The following is a 24,650-nucleotide window of genomic DNA, read 5'->3' as shown; positions in this document are numbered from 1 at the left end:
CAGCCGGAGCAGGCGGCACGAACGCAGAGGGGACGCATGTCGAAGCCGGAGCACACCGATTCGCCTGCGGCGGAGCAGGACCGGGCGAAGCCTGTGTCGGCCGAGCCGAAGTCGACTGTCGAGGCCGTCGTCCCTCCCGCCGGAGCCCCCGCCGAGGCATCCGCGCCGAAGCCGGGCGCGCCGAAGCCCGGCGTGCCGAAGCCGCGGGCCGCCGCCGGTTCGGCCGCGGCCGGGTCCGAACCGGCGAAGCCCGCGGCTGCCGACGCCAAGCCGCAGGACGCGAAGCCCGCGCCGGCGCCGAAGCCGGATCTGTCGAAGCCGAAGGCGGCTGGTGCCGGGGCTGCGCGGGGCGAGTCGGCCGCTGCCGAGCCGGAGGACGCGAAGCCCGCGCCGGCGCCCAAGGCGGACCTGTCGAAGCCGAAGGCGGCTGCGGCCGAGCCGGCGAAGCCGCAGGCTGCCGGGAGCGCCGCCGAGGCCGTGCGGACCACCTCGGGGAACCCGGTCATCGACAAGGCCGACGCCGTCGCCGCCGCCGTCAAGGCCGCCGCCGCCAAGGCCGCCGCGGCCGCCGGCACGGAGGGCCGCCTCCTCGCGGGCCGCTACCGCCTCGGCGAAGTCCTCGGCAAGGGCGGCATGGGCACCGTCTGGCGGGCCGAGGACGAGACCCTCGGCCGCACCGTCGCCGTCAAGGAACTCCGCTTCGGCAACGGCGTCGACGAGGACGAGAAGCGCCGCCTGATCACCCGTACCCTCCGCGAGGCCAAGGCCATCGCCCGGATCCGCAGCGGTGGCGCCGTCACCGTCTACGACGTGGTGGACGAGGACGGCCGCCCGTGGATCGTCATGGAGCTCATCGAGGGTCCCTCCCTCGCCGAGTTCATACGCGAACAGGGCCCGCTGACGCCCCGCCGCGCCGCCGAGGTCGGCCTCGCCGTGCTCGAGGTGCTGCGCGCCGCCCACGGCCAGGGCATCCTGCACCGCGACGTGAAGCCGTCCAACGTGCTCATCGCCTCCAACGGCCGCGTCGTCCTCACCGACTTCGGCATCGCCCAGGTCGAGGGCGACCCCTCGATCACCTCCACCGGCATGCTCGTCGGCGCGCCCTCGTACATCTCGCCCGAGCGCGCCCGCGGCCAGAAGCCCGGCCCGCCCGCCGACATGTGGTCGCTCGGCGGCCTGCTGTACGCCGCCGTCGAGGGCGTGCCCCCGTACGACAAGGGGTCGGCCCTGGCCACCCTCACGGCGGTGATGACGGAGCCGGTGGACCCGCCCCGCAACGCCGGCCCGCTGGCCGAGGTCATCTACGGCCTGCTGGTGAAGGACCCGGCCCGGCGCCTCGACGAGGAGGGCGCCCGGGCGATGCTGACCGCCGTGGTCAACGCGCCCGAGCCGGAGCCCGCCGCCCCCGTCCTCGCCCCCGAGGTCGAGGAGACCCGCCAGATCTCCCTGTCCGCGGCCAACGAGGCGGTGGCCAAGGCGGCCGCGGAGAAGGCCGAGAAGGCCGCGGAGAAGGCGGAGAAGAAGGAGCGCGAGCGCCGCGAGCGCGAACAGCGCGAACGGGCCCGCGCCGCCCTCAAGGCGGCCCGCAAGGCCGCGACGACGGCGGGCGCGGCGACGGCCGCCACCGCGGCGAACGCCTCGACGGCGGCCGCCGCCCCCGCCGGGGGCCCGGCGTCCGGCGGCCGGACGGCGCCGGTCCCGGCGCCGCTCACCGACGTCATGTCCCGCCGCACCATCGGCCTCGCGATCGCCGGCGTGGTCGTCGCGCTGGCGGCCATCGGCTCGCTGCTCGTGTACGCGTTCAGTGGCGACGGCCCGGGCGACAAGAAGGACCAGGGCAAGGGGGGCACGTCGTCCTCCGGCAACCCGACCCCGGGTCCGTCCTCCAACAAGCCCGGCGAGACCGCCGCCACCGCCGGCAAGACGGGCGGCGCCAGCTCCGACCCGAGCCAGGGCCAGTCCCCCAACGGCCAGCAGAGCCAGGGGCAGGGCCAGGGCGGCCAGACGGGCGGCACCAGCCAGGGGCAGGGGCAGGGCCAGGGCAGCTCGCCCGGCGGGCCGGGCGCGGGCCTCCCCGCGGGGTACGCCGTGGTGACCGACCTCGGGTTCCACTTCTCGATGGCGATGCCGCAGGGCTTCAAGCAGACGGACACCGCCGGCGACAACTCCGGCGCCATATACAGCCGTGACGGCGGCTTCCCGCGCATCCAGGTCGACTACACCGACAAGCCCGGCGACGACGCCCGCAAGGCCTGGATGCTGCTGGCCCCCGCGGTCGGCGGCAGCAGCTCGGGCTACAAGCAGATCCGGATCGACACGGTGTCCTACCGGGACTACCCGACCGTCGCGGACTGGGAGTTCGAACGGGAGCAGAAGGGCGTGCGGGTCCGGGTGCTCAACCGCGGCTTCAAGGTCGACGCGAAGCGCGGTTACGCCATCATGATCAGCTGCCCGGCGGACCAGTGGGACGGCCCGGAGTGCACCCAGATGCGCGACGTGGCGTTCCAGACCTTCCAGCCGCTGGCCTGACGAGCCTTCGCAGGCCCGGGACGCGGGTGCCCCCGGCCACGTATCGTGTCAGCGGGGGTAGCGGGGAACCTGCCCCCGCAGCGCACTCGGGGGAGGCGGAGTGGACGACTACGCGGGTCGGATCCTGGCCGGCCGCTACCGTCTGCCGCTGCCGCCGTCGGACGAGTACGAACTGGTCGAGACCCGCGCCTTCGACACGCGCAGCGGGCAGGAAGTCCTCGTACGGCAGGTGCCGTTACCCGAGCTCGTGGACGCGGAACTGCTCGACGAGGAGCCGGGCGGGGCGACCGCCGGGGCCCCGGCCGGGACCGGCGGTGGCGGTGGCGGCGGAGTCCTCGCGGTGGGGGAACTGCCGGCCGTGCGCAGGGCCATCGCGGCGGCGCAGGCGGCCGCGTCCGTCCCCGACCATCCCCGGCTGGACCAGGTCTTCGACGTGTTCGCCGAGGGCGGGTCGCTGTGGATCGTGAGCGAGCTGGTGCCGGCCCGGCCGCTGGCCGCGCTGCTGGCCGACGAACCGCTGACCCCGTACCGGGCGGCCGAGGTCGCCGCCGACGTGCTGACCGCGCTGCGGGTGCTGCACGCGCACGGGTGGACGCACCGCAACATCACGGTCCGGACCGTCCTGATATGCGATGACGGGCGCGTCGTCCTGACCGGCCTGGCTGCCGGGGCCGCGGAGGACGCGCTGTGCGGCTACGACCCGGTCCCGCCGCAGGACGACGCACCGGACGCGGGGCAGGGCTGGGGCACCCCGCCGCCCGCTCCCGTGCCCGCCGGCCTGCCGCTGGTGGCCCCCGGCTACGAAACGGGCCCGCCCCCCACCGCCCGCACCCCGCTGGCGGGGCCGCCGCCCGCACCGGGAGCCGCCGAGGCCCCCCTCGTGGCCCCCGGCTACGAAACGACCCCCCGCCCCGCCGACGGCGGTCCGGCCTCCCCGGCCCCCGCGCCGGGCGGCACCTCGGGCCCGCGGTACACGGACCACATCACCCTGGACCGGCAGCCGGCAGCGGGTGCTCCGGCCCCGCCGGACACCGCTCCGGGCCGGTCGGCCGGCCCGAGGTACGCCGACCAGATCGCTCCGGACCGGCAGCAGGTGGTCCCTGCACGGCCTGGGCAGGGCGGGCAGCCGGCAGAGGGCGGTCCGACCCTTCCGGCTGCCGCGCCGGACCGCGCCGCCGACCCGCGGTACGCGGACCACCGCGGCCCCGGCGGTCCGGCCCTCCCGGGCCCCGTGCAGGGTGACGCCGGTACGGGCGCGCCCGGCCGGCCCCCCGGTCCGCGGTACGCGGACCGCACCACGTCCGATCGCCCGGACCTCGACGCGGCCGCGCGGGCCGCCGTCCTCGCCGCGTACCGGGCCGGCGCCCGGGCCGCCGCGGCACGGGTCACGGAGGAGCACAAGGCCGCCGGCGATGCCGCACGGGAGCGGCGGCCGCACGGTTCGAACCTGCCCCAGGGGTACTCGTACCCGTACGGAACCCCCGGGACGACCGGTCCCGGCAGGGGGGCCGCCCCCGCCGGAGCCGGCACGGCCGGACACGCCGACCGCGTCCCGGACCCCGGCGCGGACTCCACTGCCGGCCCGGCTGCTCGGGGCGCCGCCGGGGCGGACGCGGGAGGCCCGGCCGCCGGAGCCGGCACGGCCCACCCCGACGCCGCGCCCGCGGGAGCCGGCGCGGACTCCGCGGACGCCCTGCCGGCCGCTGCCGGCCCGGACACCCACCGCCCGGGTGCGGGTCCCGGCCCGGTCCCGCTGGCGGGCACGGGGGACGGGGCGGTGGCCGCCCCGGGCCCCGGCGGTACCGCCGGCGACCAGGACACCCCGGCCCCCGGCGGAGCCGGCTGGCACGGTGTCACGCCGCGTCGGCAGACCGCCGCGCCGCCCGCCGGGCCGCAGCGCGCGGAGGCGGGGCCGCCTCCGCTGCCGGCACGGCTCGCACTGCCGCAGGGGTACCGTCAGGCCGAGGACCCCACCGCCTACCTGCGTCCGGGTCAGCCGGGCCAGCCCGGGCCCCGGCCCGCGCCTGCTCCGGGCGGCCCGGGGGAGACCCCGAGGACGGCCGCGCAGGCCCCCGGCGGGCCGGTGGAGTCCTGGCCCCCGCCCGCACGGGCGGCCGGGCAGGCGGCCGGGCAGCCCCGGCCCGTGCCCGCGTACCTCCCCACCCCGCACCCCCTCACGGCCCCGCAGCCTCCGGCCCCCGCCCCGCAGCCTCCGGCCCCCGCCCCGCACCCGCGGCCCGCGGCCCGCTCCGGCTGGGCCGGGCCGGGCACGCGGTCCGGCCCCCGGAGCGGGCTCGACGCCGAGCGGGCGCGGCAGACGCGGATGGCCGTGGTCGGGGCCGTCACCGAGCGGTGGGCGCCGGAGCAGGCGGGCACCGTGAGCGGGCCCTGGCAGCTGGCGGCCCCGGTCGGCCCGGCCACGGACCTGTGGGCGCTCGGCGCGCTGCTGTACCGCTCGGTGCAGGGCCACGCCCCCTACCCGGAGGACAGCGTCGCCGAGCTCGTCGAGATGGTCTGCGCGGAGGCTCCCGCCTTCGCTGAGGACTGCGGTCCGCTGCGCCCGGTCGTGGAGTCGCTGCTCCGCCAGGACCCCACCGAGCGCCCCGACTTCGAGGAGCTCCGCGGCTGGCTGCGCTCCCTCGTCCGTTCCGCGCCCGAGCCGGATGCCGGCCCGGGCGCGGCGGTCCCCGGTCAGCAGCACCGCTTCGGTGCGCCCCCGCCCCCCGAGCCGGATCCGGCCCGCCTGCCGGTGGTTCGCCGCCGCGGCGAGCTGCACGGGCGGCACCGCAACCCCGCCCCGGCCCGCAGGCCCCGCGCCCTCGGCCGGAACCTGCTGCTGGGCGTCCTCGTGCTGATGGCGGGGGCGGTGGCGTACGCGATGCTGTTCCTGCCCGGCGACACCGGCGACGGCGACCGTCGCCAGGACACGGCCTCCCAGACCCCGGTGGCCCGGACGCAGGCCCCGGACCCGCAGCCCTCGCCGTCCGCGTCCGGGGGGTCCCGCCCGCCGTCGGAGGCGGCCGGGTCCCCGGCGGCACCGCAGTCCGCGCCGCCCGGCTACACCCTCCAGCAGGACCCGGAGCACTTCGAGATCGCGGTGCCGGCCGGCTGGGAGCGACGGGGCATGAACGAGGCGGGCCAGGTCCGCTACACGGACGGCGCGTACGTCCTGATCGTGGTCCCGGGCCGGGACAAGGTCGAGGGCAGTCCGGACCCGGCGACGTACCAGAAGGACAAGGAGCCGGAGTTGGCCCCGTACCGCTCGTCCACCTGGGCCAGCGGCGGCGACGTGAAGACCACCAAGGTGGGCCAGCAGCTGCGGGTGACCGGCCGGTACACGTGGATCGACGGCAACGGCCGCAGCGTCGTCGCCCGGAACTTCGTCGTGGCGCTCGGGGGCAGTTACCACGTCGTCATGGTGACGGGCCCGCAGGACGGCGAGGGCAAGGTCACCGAGGTCTTCGAGAAGGCCACGGGGAGTTACAAGTCCGGGGGATGAGCGCGGACTGACGGTGACTCAGTACGGCGATTGCGTCACAGTGCAGCCGGAACCGCGCCTGCGTGGTACCGGCCGTGCCGAGCGCTTCGTAATCTGGCCCGAAGCGCAAACAGTGGCGGGGATTCGTGGAACAGCAGACAGGTGCGGGCGCAGTGCTCGCCGGCCGGTACCGGCTCGTGGAGCCCATCGGCAGCGGCGGCATGGGGAAGGTGTGGCGCGCCCACGATGAGCTCCTGAACAGGACGGTCGCCGTCAAGGAGCTGACGGCGAGTCTGTTCGCGGTCCAGGCGGACCGGGAGGTCCTGCACGCCCGGACGCAGAAGGAGGCCCGGGCGGCGGCCCGCATCCAGCACCCGGCCGTCGTCACCGTCCACGACGTGCTGGAGCACGACGACCGGCCGTGGATCGTCATGGAGTACATCGACGGTCCCTCCCTCGCCGAGGCCGCCAAGGCGGCCGGCCGCATCGAGCCCCGGGAGGCCGCCCGGATCGGACTGCACGTCCTGGGGGCGCTGCGGGCCGCCCATGCGGTCGGTGTGCTGCACCGGGACGTCAAACCCGGGAACGTGCTGCTCGCCCGCGACGGTCGGGTCCTGCTCACCGACTTCGGGATCGCCGCGATCGAGGGAGACTCCTCGATCACGCGCACCGGCGAGATCGTCGGCTCCATCGACTACCTGGCCCCGGAGCGCGTCACCGGCGGCACCCCCGATCCGGCCTCCGACCTGTGGTCGCTGGGCGCCACCCTCTACACGGCGGTCGAGGCCCTCTCCCCGTTCCGCCGGACCTCGCCGATCTCCAGCCTGCAGGCCGTCGTCAACGACGAGCCGCCCGCGCTGCGGCAGTCCGGGCCGCTGGGGCCGGTCATCACCGCCCTGCTGCGCAAGGACCCCGAGCAGCGGCCCTCCGCGCAGGAGACGGAGCGGATGCTGCTGGAGGTGATGGAGGGCCGCGAGCCGAAGTCCGCCCAGGCGTACGTGCCGACGCGCGCGGTGACGACGCAGGAGCTGGCCGACGTACGGGAGCCCGAACCGGAGCGGCCGGCGCCGGCCGACTCCGCCCGGACGGCCGAGCTGCCCGGCGGTGCCGGTGTCGAGCCGGCCACCGCGGCCCGGCGGCCGAACCCGACCGCCGGCCGGATCAAGCGGGCCGCGGCGGTGGCCCTGGTGGCGGCGCTGGTCGGCGGCGGTGCGGTGTTCGGCCTGCTGAAGTACACCGGGGAGGACGGCGACCAGGGCGGCGGCTCCGACAAGAACGCGAGTGCCCCCGACCAGCCGGGCGGTGCGGAGGGTGCGAACGGCAAGGACGCGACCCCGCCGGCGGGCTGGAGCGAGGTCACGGACCCGGCGGGCTTCACCCTGTGGGTGCCGGACGGCTGGAAGCGCCAGATGGACGGCAACCAGATCGACTACACGGCGGACAACGGCAAGCACTTCATCCGCATCGCCGTCGACGCCACCCCGGACTTCGACACCCCGTACGTGCACCTGCTGGACCTGGAGAAGCAGGTGCGCCAGCGCACCGACTACAAGCGGCAGAAGCTGAACCAGAACACCTTCCGGGACAGCACCCGCGCGGCCCTGTGGGAGTTCACCTGGACGGAGAAGGGGGTGCTGGCCGGTCCGCGCCGGGCCATCGAGCAGATGTACATCGCCCCGGACGGCACGGAGTACGCGGTGTACATGTCGGGGCCGGCGGAGGACTGGGGGACCACCCGCGCGCAGTTCGACGTCGTGCTCAGCGGCTGGGCCCCACCCGCCAGGAAGGGCTGACCGGGCCCGCCCCGGCCATCCTGCCAGCGATCGCTGGCGGTTTTGGCAAAATCCGGTTACCGACGGGTACCCAAAGGCCGTCGGGCGCAATACGCTCACCGCCATGACGGACTCGCAGGCCCCGGCCCCCCTCCGCAGTGCACCGCAGCCCACCAACCCGGTCGCACCGGCACCGGCCGGGGCCCGCACCGCGGCCGACGTGGTGACCCCCGACCTGGTCGCCCGGCTCACCCGGGGAGTGCTCGGCTCGGGCCGCACGGCGAACCACACCCCCTTCACCGGGGACAAGCTCGCCGACCTGCCGGAGGCCACCCCCGAGGACGTCGCCGAGGCCTTCGCCCGGGCCCGCTCCGCCCAGACCGCATGGGCCGCCGTCCCCGTGCGCCGCCGGGCCGCCGTCCTGCTCCGCTTCCACGACCTGGTGCTGGACCGCCAGGCCGAGGTGCTCGACCTGATCCAGCTGGAGACCGGCAAGGCCCGCCTGCACGCCCACGAGGAGGTCCAGGCCGTCGCCGTCGCCGCCCGCCACTACGGCCGCAAGGCGCCCGCGTACCTGCGCCCCAAGAGCCACACCGGCGCCATGCCCACCCTGACCAAGGTCACCGAGCTGCGCCAGCCGCGCGGCGTCGTCGGGCAGATCGCGCCCTGGAACTACCCCCTCGAACTCTCCGTCGGCGACGCGCTCCCCGCCTTCGTCTCGGGCAACGCCGTCGTGATGAAGCCCGACACCGAGACCGCCCTGACCGCCCTGTGGGCGCGTGACCTGCTGATCGAGGCCGGGCTGCCGGCCGAGGTCTTCCAGATCGTCCTCGGTGACGGGCCCGTCGTCGGCCCCGAGGTGGTCCGGCACGCCGACTACGTCTCCTTCACCGGCTCCACCCGCACCGGCCGCGAGGTCGCCCGGGGCGCGGCCGCCCGCCTGGTCGGCGTCTCCCTGGAACTCGGCGGCAAGAACGCCATGCTCGTCCTGCACGACGCCGACGTCGAGAAGGCCGCCGCGGGCGCCGTCCGCGCCTGCTTCTCCTCCGCCGGCCAGCTGTGCATCTCGATCGAGCGGCTCTACGTCCACGCCTCGATCGCCGACGAGTTCACCGAGCGGTTCGCCGCCCGCACCAAGGCCATGCGGCTCGGCAGCTCCCTCGCGTACGGCGCCGACATGGGCTCGCTGGTCGGCGAGCGCCAGCTGGAGACCGTCACCCGGCACGTCGACGAGGCCGTCGCCAAGGGCGCCACCCTGGTCGCCGGCGGCACCGCCCGCCCCGACATCGGCCCGCTGTTCTACGAGCCCACCATCCTCGACGGCGTCGAGGCGCCGATGGCGGTCTGCGGCGAGGAGACCTTCGGCCCGGTCGTCTCGATCTACCGGTTCACCGACGAGGACGAGGCGATCGCCCAGGCCAACGCCACCGCCTACGGCCTCAACTCCAGCGTCTGGACCAAGGACGCCCGCCGCGGCCACGCCGTCGCCGCCCGCCTGCGCACCGGCACCGTCAACATCAACGAGGGCTACGCCCCCGCCTACGGCAGCGCCCAGGCGCCCATGGGCGGCATGAAGGACTCCGGCCTCGGCCGCCGGCACGGCTCCGAGGGCATCCTCAAGTACACCGAGGCACAGACCGTCGCCCACCAGCGGGTGCTGCCCATGGCCCCCTCGCTGGGCATGGACGACGAGCGGTACGCGGCGTTCATGACCCGCAGCCTCAAGGTGATGAAGGCCCTCCGCCTGCGCTAGTGCTGTGGCCGGAAAGGTTCACCGCCTCGCGACACCCGGCACGGCACCTCGCTCCGGCCGCAGCACCAGCCCCCCGTCCGTCCGCCAAGGAGGCGCGTCAGTGGCACAGCCGTACGACCGCGACCGCGACCACGACTACGACTACGACGTGATCGTCATCGGCTCGGGCTTCGGAGGATCGGTCTCGGCGCTCCGGCTGACCGAGAAGGGCTACCGGGTCGGCGTCCTGGAGGCGGGGCGCCGCTTCACCCGCGAGAGCCTGCCGAAGAACAGCTGGGACCTGCGGAACTACCTGTGGGCCCCGGCCCTCGGGCTCTACGGGATCCAACGGATCCACCTCCTCGGCAACGTGATGGTGCTGGCGGGCGCCGGGGTGGGCGGCGGCTCCCTCAACTACGCCAACACCCTCTACGTGCCGCCGACCGCCTTCTTCGAGGACCGCCAGTGGGCCTCGATCACCGACTGGCGCGAGGAGCTCTCCCCGTACTACGACCAGGCCAAGCGGATGCTGGGCGTGCGCCTCAACCCGACGACGACCCCCTCCGACGTCCACCTCAAGGCCGTCGCCGAGAAGATGGGCGTCGGGGACACCTTCCACATGGCCCCGGTCGGCGTCTTCTTCGGCGACGGCGCCGACGCCGAGGGCACGGCCGCGGCCAAGCCCGGCGAGGAGGTCCCCGACCCCTACTTCGGCGGGGCCGGACCAGCCCGCCGGGCCTGCACCGAGTGCGGCGAGTGCATGACCGGCTGCCGACACGGCGCGAAGAACACCCTGAACGAGAACTACCTCCACCTCGCCGAGCGCGCGGGCGCCGTGATCCACCCGATGACCACCGTCACCGCCCTCGCCGAGCACCCCGACGGCGGGTACCGGGTCCGCACCGTCCCCACCGACGGCCGCCGCCGCGGCATCGCCAAGGAGCTGCGCGCCCGGTACGTGGTCGTGGCGGCGGGCACGTACGGCACCCAGACCCTGCTGCACACCATGAAGGACAACGGGCTGCTCCCGCGGATCCCGGACCGCCTCGGCGAGCTGACCCGCACCAACTCGGAGGGCCTGGTCGGCGCGCAGACCGACGACCGCCGCTACCGCAGGAAGCACGGCGGGGCCCCCGGCAAGGAGCAGCGCGCCGACTTCACCCGCGGCGTCGCCATCACCTCCTCGGTGCACCCCGACGCCGACACGCACATCGAGCCCGTCCGCTACGGGCGGGGCTCCAACGCGATGGGCTTCCTGACCGTGCTGCAGGTGCCGTACGGCAGCCACCGGGTCCGGGCCTGGTTCGCGCGGACCGCGAAGCACCCGGTGCAGCTGCTGCGTTCGCTGTCCAACCGGCGCTGGTCGGAGCGGACCATCATCGGCCTGGTCATGCAGTCCCTGGACAACTCGCTGACCACGTACCGGCGGCCCCGCGGCCCCGGCAAGGGCCTGCTCACCGCCCGCCAGGGGCACGGCGCGCCCAACCCGGTGCAGATCGCCGAGGCCACCCGGGCCGCGACCCTGCTGGCCGAGGAGATCAACGGCTTCCCCGGCAGCAACGTCGGCGAGCTGATGGGCACCCCGTTGACCGCGCACTTCCTCGGCGGCTGCCCGATCGGAGCCTCGCCGCAGGAGGGCGTGGTGGACCCGTACCACCGGCTGTACGGGCACCCGGGCATCTCGGTGGTCGACGGCTCGGCGGTCTCCGCGAACCTCGGGGTCAACCCGTCGCTGACGATCACGGCGCAGGCGGAGCGGGCGATGGCGTACTGGCCGAACAAGGGCGAGGAGGACCCCCGCCCGGAGCAGGGCGCGGCCTACGTGCGGCTCGCCGCGGTGGAGCCGGTCCGTCCGGCGGTGCCGAAGGAGGCGTTCGGCGCGCTGCGGCTGCCGTTCCTCGCGGTCCCGGAGGTGCCGCCGCGCACGGCGGGGGCGGAAGCCGAGACCGGGGCGGCCGGCTGATACGCGGCGGGTACCGCGCTCCCCCTCCGAGCGCGGTACCCGCCGCGGTACATAGGTGACAGGCGTTCGGCATCGAAGGTTGTACCCGCGGCGCAGCCGTGCACATGTGGCGTCCGTCACACGGATCGACGGGTGGGGCGAGGGGGCGGGCCGGGCGCCGGACCGCGGCCGGACACGCGAACGGCCGGCCCGGGGCGTCCCCTGGGCCGGCCGTCCTTTCGGGGTGACCGGGCTGCTGTCCCCTGCCGTCCGGTCACACGAGGAGCGAGGTCCCACGACGCACGTCGCACGGGCCGTACGTCTCATCGCTCCGGTGGAGCCACGCGTGGTGCTGGTCCCGCGACTGGCTGACGCGGCCATCCACACCAACGAAGGCCCGCGCGGGCGGTCACGCGGCCGGACGGGTGACGAACGGGCGTCAGACGCGGCCGCGGCAGAGCTCCAGCAGGGTCATGGCGAGGGTGGTGCCGGGCCGGCCGAGGGCGTCCTTCCAGTGCGCGAGCACCTCCATCTCGCGGGAGAGGTGCACCCGGCGGCCGCCGGAGGCGATCCTGGCCTGCTGGATGACGGTCGAGACGGCCATCCGTTCCTGGATCAGGCCGATGATCCGGTCGTCGATGGCGTCGATGCGCTCGCGGGAGGCCGCGATCAGCTCCTCGGTGGCGGCGGTGGCGGCGGTGGCGGTGGTGGCGGTGGTGGCGGTGGTGGTGGTGGTGGCGTTCATGGCGGGATCCTCCTGTCGGTGGGCCGCAGGACCGGTGGAACGCCGCAGCGCCCGGGTCCTGTCGGACCGGGGCGCTGCGGGAAGTCAGTGGCTCGGAGCGAGCATCACGAGAACCCATGGCGGCCGGACCGTCCGGTGCCATAGGTAAAGAGGAAGCTCAGCTGCTTGCGCACGATTCGGATTATGACCGTCCGCGTCGCCGCGAGCCAATCGGTTCGGATGGTGAGACGAAATCGGTCGGCGCGTCCCCCGTTAGAATTGACAAAACAGCCCCCTCTTCCGCCGGAAGGCCGTCCCGTGCCAGAAGCACCCTCCGCCGCCCACGACGCCGCCCCGGACACGGTTCTCGTCGTCGACTTCGGCGCCCAGTACGCCCAGCTCATCGCCCGCCGCGTCCGCGAGGCACGGGTCTACAGCGAGATCGTGCCGAGCACGATGCCCGTGGCCGAGATGCTGGCCAAGAACCCCAAGGCGATCATCCTGTCCGGTGGTCCGTCCTCGGTGTACGAAGAGGGCGCGCCCCAGCTCGACCGCTCCCTGTTCGAGGCCGGCGTCCCGGTCTTCGGCATGTGCTACGGCTTCCAGCTGATGGCGACCACCCTCGGCGGCACCGTCGACAACACCGGCTCCCGCGAGTACGGCCGCACCCCGCTGGCCGTCAGCAAGACCGGTTCGACGCTCTTCGAGGGCACCCCCGAGCACCAGTCCGTGTGGATGTCGCACGGTGACGCCTGCTCGAAGGCTCCCGAGGGCTTCACCGTGACCGCGTCGACCGACGTCGTCCCGGTCGCGGCCTTCGAGAACGACGAGAAGAAGCTGTACGGCGTGCAGTACCACCCCGAGGTGATGCACTCCACGCACGGCCAGCAGGTGCTGGAGCACTTCCTCTACCGCGGTGCGGGCCTCAAGCCCACCTGGACCACGGGCAACATCGTCGAGGAGCAGGTCGCGGCGATCCGCGCCCAGGTCGGCGACAAGCGCGCCATCTGCGGCCTGTCCGGCGGCGTGGACTCGGCGGTCGCCGCGGCCCTCGTGCAGAAGGCCATCGGCTCCCAGCTGACCTGCGTGTACGTCGACCACGGCCTGATGCGCAAGGGTGAGACCGAGCAGGTCGAGAAGGACTTCGTCGCGGCCACCGGCGTGCAGCTGAAGGTCGTCGACGCGCAGGAGCGCTTCCTGAACGCGCTGGCCGGCGTCTCCGACCCGGAGACCAAGCGCAAGATCATCGGCCGTGAGTTCATCCGCGTCTTCGAGCAGGCCCAGGCCGAGATCATCGCGGAGGCCGAGGGCGGCCCGGCCGTGGCCTTCCTGGTCCAGGGCACCCTGTACCCGGACGTCGTCGAGTCCGGCGGCGGCACCGGCACCGCCAACATCAAGTCCCACCACAACGTGGGCGGCCTCCCCGACGACATCGAGTTCGAGCTCGTCGAGCCGCTGCGCCAGCTGTTCAAGGACGAGGTCCGGATGGTCGGCCAGGAGCTCGGCCTGCCCGAGGAGATCGTCCAGCGCCAGCCCTTCCCCGGCCCGGGCCTCGGCATCCGCATCGTCGGCGAGGTCACCAAGGAGCGCCTGGACCTGCTGCGCGAGGCCGACGCCATCGCCCGCCACGAGCTCACCGCGGCCGGCCTGGACCGCGAGATCTGGCAGTGCCCGGTGGTCCTGCTGGCGGACGTCCGCAGCGTCGGCGTGCAGGGCGACGGCCGCACCTACGGCCACCCGATCGTGCTGCGCCCGGTCTCCTCCGAGGACGCCATGACCGCGGACTGGACCCGGATGCCGTACGAGGTCCTCGCCCGGATCTCGACCCGCATCACCAACGAGGTCAAGGACGTCAACCGCGTCGTCCTGGACTGCACCAGCAAGCCGCCGGGCACCATCGAGTGGGAGTAGTCCCCAGGGACTGACCCCCGCCCGCGCCGCGGCGAAGCCGCCACCCCCGACCCGGGGTGGCGGCTTCGCCCTTTTCCGGGCTCCTCCCTCTGGCGGGTTGCGGGCCCCGCCGGTACCTTGCGCGCCAGCCGTCGCCAGCCGGCGACTGCCGCGACCGAGGAGGGCCCACCGTGCCGGACCAGCCCGTGCCCGTGCCCGAGGACCGGCTGCGCTTCGAGATGCCGCCCGTCCACACCGACCCGGCGCAGGAGCGCGCCCACCGCAAGGAGCGGCTCGCCGGCGCCCTGCGCCTGTTCGGCCGCCTCGGGTACGAGGAGGGCGTCGCCGGGCAGGCCACCGCACGCGACCCCGAGTTCGAGGACAGTTACTGGGTGAACCCCTTCGGGCGGGCGTTCGCCGGGCTGACCGCCGCCGACCTGGTGCTCGTCGACGGCGACGGGCGCGTGGTGCAGGGGGAGCGGCGGGTGAACCAGCTGGCCTTCGCCCTGCACGCGGCCGTGCACCGGGCCCGGCCCGACACCGTGGCCGTGGTCCGCGTGCACGGCCCGTACGGCAGGGCGCTCGCCGCGCTCGGCGAGCTGCTCGCCCCGGTCACCCAGGAGGCCTGCGCGTTCTACGAGGACCACGCCCTCGTCGACCAGTACACCGCCGGGGCGGGCGACCCCGCGGAGTGCCGGCGCATCGCCCGCGCCCTCGGCCCGTACAAGGCGCTGGTCCTGCGCCACCACGGGCTGCTGACGGTCGGGGGGTCCGTGGACGCGGCCGCCTGGTGGTGCGTCGCGGCCGAGCGGGCGGCGCAGGTGCAGCTGATCGCACGCGCCGCGGGCAAGCCCGTGCCGATCGCCCACCGGGACGCGCTCGCCGTGCGGGAGCGGTTCGGGACGGACCTCGCGGCCTGGGCCGCCTACCAGCCCCTGTGGCAGTCCGTGCAGGGCGACGGGTCGGCGGGTGCGCACGGTGCGCCGCACATGACGTCAACATCATGAACGGTTAATCACCTGCTCTGACATCGTGCGCAATCCGGAGCACTGCCGCAGTGGTGCACAATTCGCTGGCATCGCACCGTAGTTCAGAGAGGCGGCAGGCACGTGGCTGTCCACCCGATCTCCCTTGTGCCCCACGGCGGCGCATGCACCTGCGGCGACTGCCCGCACGGCGCGCAGGAGGGACACCGGCGCGCGGTCGCCGCGTTCCTGGAGAAGCGCGACGAGTTCGCCGCGGGTCAGGGGCTGCCGGCCGCGGTGGCCCGGTCCGCCGGCGCGTCCCGGCAGTGGGTCTCCGACGAGCTGACCCTGTCGGCCCGTACGGTCGCCGACCGGGGGCGGGAGGCCGGCACCTCCTGGCTGTACCTGTTCTCGCGGCGGGCCGTGCTCGCCGTGTGGATCGCCGCCGGGGTGCTGCTGCTGGTGCAGGTCGGCGCCGCGCTGGGCACCGGGTGGTCCACGGCGCGCACCGCCGCCCTGCTGGCGGCCCTGGTACTGGCCGGGCTGCTCACGGTCGCCGCCCGCGCCCAGTCGGTGCGCGGTGGGCTGCTGGCCCCGCTGGTCGGGGAGGACAACCGGCTGTCCACCTCGAAGGCGGTGCCGAGCGCCTGGCTGCTGCTGACCGCGTTCGCCGCGCTGCTGCCCGCGCTGCGGCTGGCGGCGTCGGAGCCCGGGCCGCAGCGGCGCGCGCTGTACGAGGGGCTGGCGTTCGGGCGGGCCCTGCCGCTGCTGGCGGTGGTCGCGCTGACCTCGGGGGTGGCGGTGCTGGTGCGCCGGGTGGTCGCCGTACGGATCCTCGGGCAGCGCCTGCAGAAGCTGCCCGCGGACCGCCCGCGCGGGGTGGACCTGCTGACGGACGACGCGGGCCGGGGCAGTTTCCCGGACGCGCAGTACGTCCTGGTGTCCACGGTGGTGCTGGGCTACGCGGCGGTGTCGCTGGCCCGGTTCCCGGACCGGCTGCCGCGGCTGCCGTGGGCGCTGGCGCTGCTGGTGGCCCTGTCGGCCGCGGTGTACCTGGCCGCCAAGTACGCGGAGGTGACCCGTCCGCTGGTGCTGGCGGTGGTCCGCAGACGCGAGCCCGGGGACCTGGACGCGGCCGTCCGGCCGGGGGACGACATCGAGATCCGGGGGGTGGGGTTCGTACCGCCCGGGGCGCAGACGCCGGAGATGCTGGCGCGGCTGGTGGTGCGGATCGGCACGGTCCACGTGCACGTACCGCTGGTCCCGGTGGCGGGCGGGTTCTCCAACCCGGCGGACGCGGTGCTGACGGTGCCGGTCCCGGCCGAAGTGGAACCGGGCCGGGTCGAGCTCCAGGTGGTCACCGCGGCGGGGGTGGAATCCAACCGCTACAGCATCGACGTGGCCGAATGAAGCGGGTACAGATGGGGGCGTGACCAGACCCGACAGCCCCGACAGCCCCGACAGCCCCGGGAGCCCCCACGCCTCCGAAGGCGTCCACGTGCCGCACGACCCGCTTCCTCCCGGCGCCTCCCGTGTTCCCGGCCCCAAGGGCCCCGGCTCCCCCGCCGGCCCCGCCGCCCCCGCCGGCCGGGCGACGCCCGCGCTGCGGGACCGGGCCGCCCGCTACGCGCTCCTGCCGCTGCGCGTCTTCCTCGGCGTGACCTTCGTCTACGCGGGCCTGGACAAGCTCACCGATCCCGCTTTCCTGTCCGCCTCCGGTCCGGGCTCCATCGGCGAGGTGATGCGCGGGGTGCGCGACACCTCCGCGGTCCCCGGCCTCGTCGACCTGGCCCTGCTCTCGCCCGTCGGGTTCGCCGTCCTGCTGGCGGTCGCCGAGACCGCGGTCGGCCTGGCCGTCCTCGCCGGGCTGCTGACCCGGCCGGCGGCGGCGGGCGGAGCGCTGGTCTCGCTCAGCCTGTGGCTCACGGTGTCCTGGCAGGTGGCCCCGTACTACTACGGCAACGACCTCGCCTACCTGATGGCCTGGACCCCGCTGGTCCTGGCCGGCGCCCCCTACTGGTCCCTGGACTCGCTGATCCGGTCGCGGCGCGCGGAGCGGTCGTCCGAGCGGTCCCGCAGGTCGCGCCGCACCGCGTAGGTCACCATCCCGACCAGCGAGGCCAGGACCAGTCCGCCGGCGGCCATCGGCACCACCAGGAACCAGGGCGTGTCCACCTCCCCGGTCGCGTCGAGCAGGTACAGCACGCCCGCGGCGGTCAGGACCAGGCCCGCCAGGAGCCGTCCCGGTTGGAACTCATGACGCTGCACGTGCCACCTCCACCTGACCCACACCCGCGTGCAGGTGCAGCTCGATCGTGCCGCCGGGCTCGGTGCCGGCGACCGGTTCCAGGGTCTCCTGCTCGGTTTCGCCGCCGCTCCTGATGCGGATCGTCCGGCTGTCGTCCCCGGGCATCTTGATGTCGCCGAGCCGCACCGACACGTCGGCCCGGGCGGTGACCTCGCGGGGCACGATCACCTTGAGGCGGCCCGCCTCGATGTCGGCCCGCACGGACAGCGTGGTGCCCTTCGGCACGTCCAGCCGGCTCAGGTCCAGCGTGGCCAGCCCGGTGTCCGCCGTGTACTGCGGCCGCACGTCGGCCATCGCGGCCGGCCGCCAGCGGACGTCCCGCCAGTCGGTGCCGATGCTCTGGGGCAGGGCGGACGCGAGGGCCAGCAACCCGGCCGTGACCATGGCGAGGAAGAGGGTCCCGAAGCCGGTGCGCCCCCTGACCGAGCTGACCGCGAGGCCGAGGCCGAAGACGGCCAGGGCCGAGGCCAGGCCCATCTGCAGCGCGTGCGAGAGGGTGCCGTCCTCCCACACCGCGGCGGTCGCTGCCGCCCCCGCCAGCAGGGCCAGTACGAACACCCGCCCGCCGATCCCGCCGCGGGGCCGCGGCCGGTCGAGGCCCGCCCCTGACTTCCCGCCCGCCCGGCCGGCCGCGGCGTCCGCCGCGACGCCGGCGGAGTCGTCCGGCCCCCACAGGTAGCCGGTGGACCCGACGGGGCCGGTGGTGCCGTCCTTGACCAGCGGGTCCCGCCACCAGGACGGGCCGCCCGGCGCGGGCGGTGCCTGCGTCTCCGGCGGGGCCGGGCGGTGCGCGGCCGGCGCCTCCGCCTCGGGGTCGGTGGTGGTGCTCCGGCGGCGCTGGGAGACGTACGCGCCCGCGCCCACCGCCAGCACGACCAGTACGGAGAAGGCCCCGAGCCCGCCGTTGTGCAGCATCGACAGGAACAGCGCGCAACCCGCGAGGGCCGCGAACACCGCCGCGAGCGTGGCCCCTTCGACCCGGCCGGTCAGCAGCTTCTTGGCCTCGCTGTCCTCCTCGCCCTCGACCGGCAGCAGCAGCCACGCGAAGCCGTAGAAGACCAGGCCGAAGCCGCCGGTGACGGTGAGGACGCCGAGCACGATCCGGAAGATCACGGGATCCAGGTCGAAGTAGCGGCCGAGGCCCCCGCACACACCGGCGAGGACCTTGTCGCGCTTGCTGCGCCGCAGCGGCGGCCGCTCGGCGGCCCGTTCGCCGGCCCGGTCGGTGGACCGGTCCTCGGGCATGCCGCCCGGCGGCGGGGAGTCGTGCTTGGTCATGGGTCCATGGTGACGGGCCGTCGGAGCCGCCGGCATCGGGCCCTACCCTGGCGCAACCCTGATATCCCCCGGTCACAAGTGGGGGGATGCCCTGATGCCGACCGCCCCGTGCCCGTGTGACCATCGGTGACATGCCCGTCTCCGCCGCCCCGCGCACCCCGCACGCCCCCGACCCCGAGGAAGCGCCGCAGCGCCGGCTCTACCGCAGCGCCGACGGCCGGATGCTCGGCGGTGTCGCGCGCGGACTGGCCGGGCACCTCGGGCTGCCCGTGGTGTGGGTCCGGCTCGCCTTCCTCGGCCTGTTCCTCTGGGGCGACGGGCTCGGCGTCCTGCTGTACGCCGCGTTCTGGGTCTTCGTACCGCTGGGCGTCGGCGGCCGCACCGCGCACCGCTCCTTCTTCGACAGCCTCACCGACGGCAGCGGGCGGCTGCGCAAGCCCGACAAGGGGCAGGTCGGCGCGCTGATCGCGCTCTGCGTCGGCACCGGCATCTTCATCGCCAAGGTCCAGGACGACGGCGCCTCCGGCCGGTACGTGTGGCCGACCCTGCTCGTCGGCGCCGGCGTGGTCCTCGTCTGGCGGCAGGCCGACAACGCCCGGCGCGCGCACTGGGGTGCCGCCGCAGGCCGCCACGGGCGGATGCTGCACCTGGCCCGCAGCCTCGCCGGCGTGGTGCTGGTCGGCGTCGGCCTCACCGTCTTCATCGTCGTCCGCGGTTCGGCCGCCCAGCTCGGCAACGTGCTCACCGCCGCCCTCGCCGTCCTCGTCGGCATCGCGCTGCTCGCCGGGCCGTGGCTGATCCGGATGACCCAGGACCTGTCCGAGGAGCGCCTGATGCGCATCCGGGCCCAGGAGCGGGCCGAGGTCGCGGCGCACGTCCACGACTCCGTGCTGCACACCCTCACCCTGATCCAGCGCAACGCCGAGGACGTCGGCGAGGTGCGCCGCCTCGCCCGCGCCCAGGAGCGGGAGTTGCGCAACTGGCTGTACAAGCCCGAGGGCACCGGCAAGGACGAGGCGGAGGAGCCCACCACGCTCGCCGAGGCGGTGAAGAAGGCCGCCGCCGAGGTGGAGGACCACCACGGCGTCCCCATCGAGGTCGTGGTGGTCGGCGACTGCCCCCTCGACGAGAAGCTGGGCGCGCAGATGCAGGCCGCGCGCGAGGCGATGGTCAACGCGGCCAAGTACGGTGGCGACGGGGGACCGGTGCAGGTCTACGCCGAGGTGGAGGGGCAGACGGTGTTCGTGTCCGTACGGGACCGGGGGCCGGGCTTCGACATCGACGCGGTACCGGACGACCGCATGGGCGTACGAGAATCGATCATCGGCCGGATGCAGCGCAACGGCGGGACCGCACGGCTGCGGTCCGCGCCCGACGGCGGCACGGAAGTCGAGCTGGAGATGGAGAGGGCGGCGAAGGCGGCATGAACGGTCAGAACGCGGGCACGCAGGGGCAGGGGCAGGACGGCGGCGCGGTGGACCGCCGGGTCCGGGTGGTCCTCGTCGACGACCACCGGATGTTCCGCGCGGGCGTGCAGGCCGAGATCGGGGACACGGCCGTCACCGGCGTCGAGGTCGTCGGCGAGGCCGCCGACGTCGACCAGGCCGTCACCGTCATCACCGCCACCCGGCCCGAGGTGGTCCTCCTCGACGTGCACCTGCCCGGCGGCGGCGGCGTCGAGGTGCTGCGGCGCTGCGCCCCGCTGATGGCGGCGGCCGAGCGCCCGGTGCGCTTCCTGGCCCTGTCGGTGTCGGACGCGGCCGAGGACGTCATCGGGGTCATCCGGGGCGGCGCGCGCGGCTATGTGACGAAGACCATCACCGGCACCGACCTGGTCGACTCGGTCTTCCGGGTGCAGGACGGCGACGCGGTGTTCTCGCCCCGCCTCGCGGGCTTCGTCCTGGACGCCTTCGCCTCGACCGACGCCCCGCCGGTCGACGAGGACCTGGACCGGCTGACCCAGCGCGAGCGCGAGGTGCTGCGGCTCATCGCGCGCGGTTACGCGTACAAGGAGATCGCCAAGCAGCTGTTCATCTCGGTCAAGACGGTGGAGTCGCACGTCTCGGCGGTCCTGCGCAAGCTCCAGCTGTCGAACCGGCACGAGCTGACCCGCTGGGCCACCGCCCGCCGCCTCGTCTGAGGCGTCCCACCCGTCCCCTGTGACCCATGCCGCAGGCCGACCGCGGAACCCGGGCACCGTCCGCAGCCCTCTAGGCTGGCGTGATGAGCTTGACCGGGATACCCCTCTTCGCGACGGCGATCGCCCTGACGGCGATCGCCGTCGTCCTGCCGCTGGCCGTGTGGAGCAAGGTGCGCGGCCCCGTCGTCGCACGGCTCGTGGTCCGCGGCCTGATGTTGGTCTTCGCCCAGGTGACGGCCGTCGCCCTGGTGTTCGTCACCCTCAACCGGGACATGAACTTCTACGCCTCGTGGGGCGACCTGCTCGGTACGGGCGACTACGTGCAGGCCGCCAACGACCTCGGCCCGGACGGGACGGGCGGCAAGAAGGTCGAGGCGGCCCCGAAGGTGCTCCAGGAGTGGCACCCGGTCGACGGCCTCGGCGGCCGGGTCAAGAAGACCGAGCTCGACGGCAAGATCTCCGGCGTCAAGGGCGACGTCATGGTGTGGCTGCCGCCGCAGTACGACGACCCGGCCTACAAGGACAAGAAGTTCCCGGTCGTCGAGCTGATCCCCGGCATTCCCGGAACCGGCAAGTCCTGGTTCCAGGGGCTCAAGGCGCACGAGGTGCTGGAGCCGCTGATGAAGAGCGGCAAGGTGGCGCCGTTCATCCTGGTGTCGCCGCGCGCCATGCTGCTCGGGAACGCCGACACCGGCTGCGCCAACATCACCGGCAAGGTCAATGCCGACAGCTGGTTCAGCGTCGACGTCCGCAAGATGGTCCTCGACAACTTCCGGGCCTCGGACGAGCCCCGCACCTGGGGCGTGGCGGGCTACTCGGCCGGCGCGTACTGCGCCGCCAAGCTGGCGATAGCCCACCCCGACCGCTACAGCGCCGCGGTCTCGCTGTCGGGCTACAACGACCCGGGCCAGGAGCCGTCCTCCCTGGTCGCCCAGGACCCGGAGCTGCGCCGCACCCACAACCTGAAGGCCGTGCTCCAGGCCGCGCCCACCCCTCCCGCGGTCTCGCTGTGGATGTCGGGGGCCGAGCACGACGGGTACCTGTCCGGCACGGACCTCGCGGCGATCGCGAAGAGCCCCACCGTCGTGCACGCGGAGAAGGTCGTCGGCGGCCACAACCTCGATTCGTGGTCGAAGCAGCTGCCGCAGACCTTCGGCTGGCTGAGCACGGTGGTGAAGCTGCCGTAGCCGCGGCGGACCGGGCCGACCGCCGCAGACCGGCGGACCACCGGCCGACCCCCGACCTGGACCGGACCGGACCGGGCTAGGCCGGGCGGGTCGCGCCGGCCCAGGGCATGGAGTCGACCGGGGCCACGCGGACCGTCGAGCCCGGGCGCGGGGCGTGGATCATCTGGCCGTTGCCGATGTACAGGCCGACGTGGGTGACCCCGGGGTAGAAGAACACCAGGTCGCCCGGGGCCAGCTCGCTGCGGGACACCCGCCGGCCGGCGTTGATCTGGGTGTAGGTGGTGCGGGGCAGGGAGAGCCCCGCCGAGCGGTACGCGGCCTGGGTCAGGCCGGAGCAGTCGAAGGCGCCCGGGCCCGTCGCACCCCAGACGTACGGCTTTCCGATCGCACCGTGGGCGAAGGCGACGGCGCGGGCGGCCCGGCTGCCGTCCGACGGCGCGGGCGGCGCCGGGGTGCGGACACCGGCGGGGGACGCCTGGCCGGCGGCGGCCGGGGCCTCGTACGCGGCCCGTTCCTCGGCCGTGAGCCGGGCCAGCAGCCGCTTGGCGGCGTCGAGCTTCCCCTCGATCACGGACTTCTGCGCGGCGAGTTCGGCCTGACCGGCCCGCAGCTCGGCGAGGCGCCCGGCCGCCTGGTCGCGCAGGGCGCCGACCTCGTCGAGCCGCCGGCGTACGGAGGCGATGTCGGCGGCGCTGCGGTCCCCGGCCCGGGTCAGGAGCGCGGCCCGGTCGAGGTAGTCCTGGGGGTCGTCGGCCATGGCCAGCTGCACGGCCGGCCCGAGGCCCCCGCTGCGGTACTGCCCGGCGGCCAGGGAGCCGAGGGCCCGGCGGGCGGTGTTGAGCCGGTCGGTCCGGCGGGCGGTCTCGTCGCGCAGCCCGTCCAGCGCGCGCTGGGCCCCGTCGGCCTTCTCCTTCGCCCCGTTGTACCGCTCGGTGGCGGCCTCGGCCTCCTCGTAGAGCCGGTCGACCTCCGCCTTGATCTGGGAGGGCGTCCGCTGCGGGTCTGCCTGGGAGGTGCCTTCGAAGGCGGTGGCGGTGGCAGCGCCCGCGAGGGCGAGGGTGGCGGCGGTGCGTACGGTGCCGCCGCTGAGCGGGCGCTGCCGGGGCTTTCGATGACTGGCCACGAGGGCCTCACGTCCTTCCTCCGTCGGGGCTCGGAGGAGGACGCTAGACCGCGGGGTAACGGTCGGATGACGAGATGAACGCAAATGCCCCGTCGTGATCCGGACGTGTCGTTTTCGAGATCAGGTCCAGAGGGTGGCGATAAAGATGTTGACCACGGTCAAGCCGCCGACCGCACCGAAGACCGCCTTGTCGACCTGCTCCTCGTCGCGCTTGACGTAGACGAGGGCGAGGACCACGAAGAGGACGGCGAGCTTCACGCCGATCTTGATGTTGTTGACGCTGCCGCCGTCCATCTCGCGGAAGCCGACCAGCAGGACGCCGGTCACCAGCATCGTCAGTGCGCCGTGCAGCATCGCGGGCACGAAGCGGGCGGTGCCGGCGCCCATCGCCTTCATCTGGGTCAGGAAACCGCCGAGCAGCGAGGCGATCCCGATGATGTGCAGGCCGACGAAGGCGTTGATCAGTACGTCCATGTGGTCGAGCGTACGGGGGCCCCTCGTCAGCCCAGGAAGCGGGTCAGCTCCTCCACGACCGCCCGCGGGGCCTCCTCCGGGAGGTAGTGCCCGCTGCCGTCGATGCGGACGACGCGGGTGTCGGTGCCGAGGGCCGGGACGTCCGCCACGAGGCGCTCGTGGTTGCTGTGCTCGCCGCCGAGGGCGAGGAGGGGCGCGGTCACCGGGGCGTACGTCGCCAGGTCGGCGATGTCCTGGGGGAAGGCGCGGTACCAGTCGTTGCCGGCGCGGATCGCCTCCGGGTCGTCGTAGGCGCGGGCGTACACGGCGCGGGCGTGCTCGTCGATCTCCTGCCCGCGGGTCATGGCGCCGAAGAGCCAGTCCAGCAGGATGCGGGAGCGGCCGGCGAGCAGCTGCTCGGGCAGGTCGTGGACCTGGTTGAACGCGAACCACCACAGGTGCCGCAGGCCCGCGCGGGGCAGCAGCGGCATCGCGGCCCAGCCCTCGTGGGGGTGGGAGACGTCCAGGAGGGCCACCTTCAGGGTGGCGCCGGGATGGTTGGCGGCGAACGCGTACGCCACCATCGCGCCGATGTCGTGGCCGACGACGTGTGCGGGCCCGATGCCGAGCCGGCCCAGCAGCCCGTGGACGTCGCGGGCCAGCGTCTTCTTGTCGTAGCCGCCCTCCGGCTTGGCGGAGCCGCCCATGCCGCGCAGGTCGACGGCGAGCACGCGGTAGCGGCGGGCCAGGTCCGGCAGCACCTTGCGCCACTGCCACCAGGTCTGGGGCCAGCCGCCGAGCAGTACCAGGGGTGCGCCGGCGGGGTCGCCGCCCTCGACGTAGTGCAGGCGGACGCCGTCGACGTCGGCGTGGCGGCTGGTGAAGCCGCCGTCGAGGGAGGCGGCGAGCGCGGCGTCGTCGAGCGGGGCGTCGGTGGGGGCAGCGTCGTCGAGCGGGGCGTCGGCGAGCGCGGCGTCGTCGAGCGGGGCCGGGGTGGTGCGGGGCATGGGTGTCCTCCCGTGGGCGGCCGAGGTCCTGCGACCGTTCGAAGATTTCGTACGATCGATACCGCGACTGTACGAGATCCTCGAACGGTCAGGCAATGGCCTTACGAGATCTGCGTACAGTG

General features: G+C 74.7%; 18 protein-coding genes. 12 read left to right on the top strand and 6 right to left on the bottom strand.

Annotated features, from left to right (window positions below; all coding sequences use genetic code 11):
- Positions 1-36: 36 nt before the first annotated feature.
- The 5 genes from ACSHWO_RS13985 to ACSHWO_RS13965 all read left to right on the top strand — a co-directional run bounded on the left by ACSHWO_RS13985 (position 37) and on the right by ACSHWO_RS13965 (position 11,474).
- Positions 37-2,529, top strand: a complete 2,493-nt coding sequence (locus ACSHWO_RS13985) for a protein kinase domain-containing protein (RefSeq protein ID WP_438312166.1) — start codon at positions 37-39, stop codon at positions 2,527-2,529.
- 100 nt (positions 2,530-2,629) lie between these two features.
- Positions 2,630-6,028, top strand: coding sequence for a protein kinase (locus ACSHWO_RS13980; RefSeq protein WP_438312163.1), 3,399 nt, complete (start codon positions 2,630-2,632; stop codon positions 6,026-6,028).
- Positions 6,029-6,153: 125 nt separating this feature from the next.
- Positions 6,154-7,800, top strand: a complete 1,647-nt coding sequence (locus ACSHWO_RS13975) for a serine/threonine-protein kinase (RefSeq protein WP_438312161.1) — start codon at positions 6,154-6,156, stop codon at positions 7,798-7,800.
- A 103-nt stretch (positions 7,801-7,903) separates the two neighbouring features.
- A complete protein-coding gene (locus ACSHWO_RS13970) occupies positions 7,904-9,532 on the top strand; it encodes a succinic semialdehyde dehydrogenase (protein WP_438312159.1) in 1,629 nt (542 codons plus the stop codon).
- A 100-nt stretch (positions 9,533-9,632) separates the two neighbouring features.
- Positions 9,633-11,474, top strand: a complete 1,842-nt coding sequence (locus tag ACSHWO_RS13965) for a GMC oxidoreductase (protein WP_438312157.1) — start codon at positions 9,633-9,635, stop codon at positions 11,472-11,474.
- Positions 11,475-11,892: 418 nt separating this feature from the next.
- Here ACSHWO_RS13965 and ACSHWO_RS13960 read toward each other — a convergent pair whose 3' ends face one another.
- The gene (locus ACSHWO_RS13960) at positions 11,893-12,198 is read right to left on the bottom strand and encodes a chorismate mutase (protein ID WP_438312155.1); all 306 of its coding nucleotides are present in this window, start codon (positions 12,196-12,198) and stop codon (positions 11,893-11,895) included.
- Positions 12,199-12,495: 297 nt separating this feature from the next.
- Between ACSHWO_RS13960 and guaA the strand changes: the two genes are divergently transcribed.
- The 4 genes from guaA to ACSHWO_RS13940 all read left to right on the top strand — a co-directional run bounded on the left by guaA (position 12,496) and on the right by ACSHWO_RS13940 (position 17,130).
- Positions 12,496-14,088 carry a glutamine-hydrolyzing GMP synthase gene (guaA, locus tag ACSHWO_RS13955; RefSeq protein ID WP_361090534.1) on the top strand — a complete coding sequence of 531 codons (1,593 nt, stop codon included), beginning with the start codon at positions 12,496-12,498 and terminating at the stop codon, positions 14,086-14,088.
- Positions 14,089-14,258: 170 nt separating this feature from the next.
- A complete protein-coding gene (locus tag ACSHWO_RS13950; RefSeq protein ID WP_438312153.1) occupies positions 14,259-15,074 on the top strand; it encodes a class II aldolase/adducin family protein in 816 nt (271 codons plus the stop codon).
- Between the two features lie 102 nt (positions 15,075-15,176).
- A complete protein-coding gene (locus ACSHWO_RS13945; protein ID WP_438312151.1) occupies positions 15,177-16,442 on the top strand; it encodes a hypothetical protein in 1,266 nt (421 codons plus the stop codon).
- A 193-nt stretch (positions 16,443-16,635) separates the two neighbouring features.
- The gene (locus ACSHWO_RS13940; protein WP_438319084.1) at positions 16,636-17,130 is read left to right on the top strand and encodes a DoxX family protein; all 495 of its coding nucleotides are present in this window, start codon (positions 16,636-16,638) and stop codon (positions 17,128-17,130) included.
- Here ACSHWO_RS13940 and ACSHWO_RS13935 read toward each other — a convergent pair.
- Together ACSHWO_RS13935 and ACSHWO_RS13930 are read right to left on the bottom strand one after the other, a co-directional pair.
- Positions 17,046-17,300, bottom strand: a complete 255-nt coding sequence (locus ACSHWO_RS13935; RefSeq protein WP_361090525.1) for a hypothetical protein — start codon at positions 17,298-17,300, stop codon at positions 17,046-17,048. The genes ACSHWO_RS13940 and ACSHWO_RS13935 overlap by 85 nt on opposite strands.
- A complete protein-coding gene (locus ACSHWO_RS13930; RefSeq protein WP_438312149.1) occupies positions 17,287-18,618 on the bottom strand; it encodes a PspC domain-containing protein in 1,332 nt (443 codons plus the stop codon). The genes ACSHWO_RS13935 and ACSHWO_RS13930 overlap by 14 nt, the downstream gene beginning before the upstream one ends.
- 131 nt (positions 18,619-18,749) lie before the next feature.
- Between ACSHWO_RS13930 and ACSHWO_RS13925 the strand changes: the two genes are divergently transcribed.
- The 3 genes from ACSHWO_RS13925 to ACSHWO_RS13915 all read left to right on the top strand — a co-directional run bounded on the left by ACSHWO_RS13925 (position 18,750) and on the right by ACSHWO_RS13915 (position 21,945).
- The gene (locus ACSHWO_RS13925; protein ID WP_438312146.1) at positions 18,750-20,045 is read left to right on the top strand and encodes an ATP-binding protein; all 1,296 of its coding nucleotides are present in this window, start codon (positions 18,750-18,752) and stop codon (positions 20,043-20,045) included.
- Positions 20,042-20,758 carry a LuxR C-terminal-related transcriptional regulator gene (locus ACSHWO_RS13920; protein ID WP_438312144.1) on the top strand — a complete coding sequence of 239 codons (717 nt, stop codon included), beginning with the start codon at positions 20,042-20,044 and terminating at the stop codon, positions 20,756-20,758. The genes ACSHWO_RS13925 and ACSHWO_RS13920 overlap by 4 nt, the downstream gene beginning before the upstream one ends.
- 83 nt (positions 20,759-20,841) lie before the next feature.
- Positions 20,842-21,945: an alpha/beta hydrolase gene (locus tag ACSHWO_RS13915; RefSeq protein ID WP_385832640.1), complete on the top strand. Its 1,104-nt coding sequence runs from the start codon at positions 20,842-20,844 to the stop codon at positions 21,943-21,945.
- A gap of 76 nt (positions 21,946-22,021) precedes the next feature.
- Here ACSHWO_RS13915 and ACSHWO_RS13910 read toward each other — a convergent pair whose 3' ends face one another.
- From ACSHWO_RS13910 to ACSHWO_RS13900, 3 genes are all read right to left on the bottom strand, one after another.
- A complete protein-coding gene (locus tag ACSHWO_RS13910) occupies positions 22,022-23,068 on the bottom strand; it encodes an NlpC/P60 family protein (RefSeq protein WP_438312140.1) in 1,047 nt (348 codons plus the stop codon).
- A gap of 120 nt (positions 23,069-23,188) precedes the next feature.
- On the bottom strand, positions 23,189-23,542 hold the full coding sequence (locus tag ACSHWO_RS13905) for a hypothetical protein (protein ID WP_361093656.1): 354 nt from the start codon (positions 23,540-23,542) through the stop codon (positions 23,189-23,191).
- Positions 23,543-23,568: 26 nt separating this feature from the next.
- Complete coding sequence (locus ACSHWO_RS13900; RefSeq protein WP_438312138.1) at positions 23,569-24,528, bottom strand: alpha/beta fold hydrolase; 960 nt, start codon at positions 24,526-24,528, stop codon at positions 23,569-23,571.
- Positions 24,529-24,650 lie beyond the last annotated feature (122 nt).

Origin of the sequence: Streptomyces pallidus (ex Mingjun et al. 2026), assembly GCF_051550185.1 — a bacterium.
In the GTDB taxonomy this organism is placed as follows: Bacteria; Actinomycetota; Actinomycetes; order Streptomycetales; family Streptomycetaceae; genus Streptomyces.
This window is presented reverse-complemented; position numbering and strand designations above follow the sequence as displayed.

Coding starts and splice junctions, on each gene's coding strand:
- ACSHWO_RS13985 (WP_438312166.1), top strand. CDS start 37: ATGTCGAAGCCGGAGCACACCGATTCGCCTGCGGCGGAGCAGGACCGG.
- ACSHWO_RS13970 (WP_438312159.1), top strand. CDS start 7,904: ATGACGGACTCGCAGGCCCCGGCCCCCCTCCGCAGTGCACCGCAGCCC.
- ACSHWO_RS13960 (WP_438312155.1), bottom strand. CDS start 12,198: ATGAACGCCACCACCACCACCACCGCCACCACCGCCACCACCGCCACC.
- ACSHWO_RS13930 (WP_438312149.1), bottom strand. CDS start 18,618: ATGACCAAGCACGACTCCCCGCCGCCGGGCGGCATGCCCGAGGACCGG.
- ACSHWO_RS13925 (WP_438312146.1), top strand. CDS start 18,750: ATGCCCGTCTCCGCCGCCCCGCGCACCCCGCACGCCCCCGACCCCGAG.
- ACSHWO_RS13920 (WP_438312144.1), top strand. CDS start 20,042: ATGAACGGTCAGAACGCGGGCACGCAGGGGCAGGGGCAGGACGGCGGC.
- ACSHWO_RS13915 (WP_385832640.1), top strand. CDS start 20,842: ATGAGCTTGACCGGGATACCCCTCTTCGCGACGGCGATCGCCCTGACG.
- ACSHWO_RS13905 (WP_361093656.1), bottom strand. CDS start 23,542: ATGGACGTACTGATCAACGCCTTCGTCGGCCTGCACATCATCGGGATC.
- ACSHWO_RS13900 (WP_438312138.1), bottom strand. CDS start 24,528: ATGCCCCGCACCACCCCGGCCCCGCTCGACGACGCCGCGCTCGCCGAC.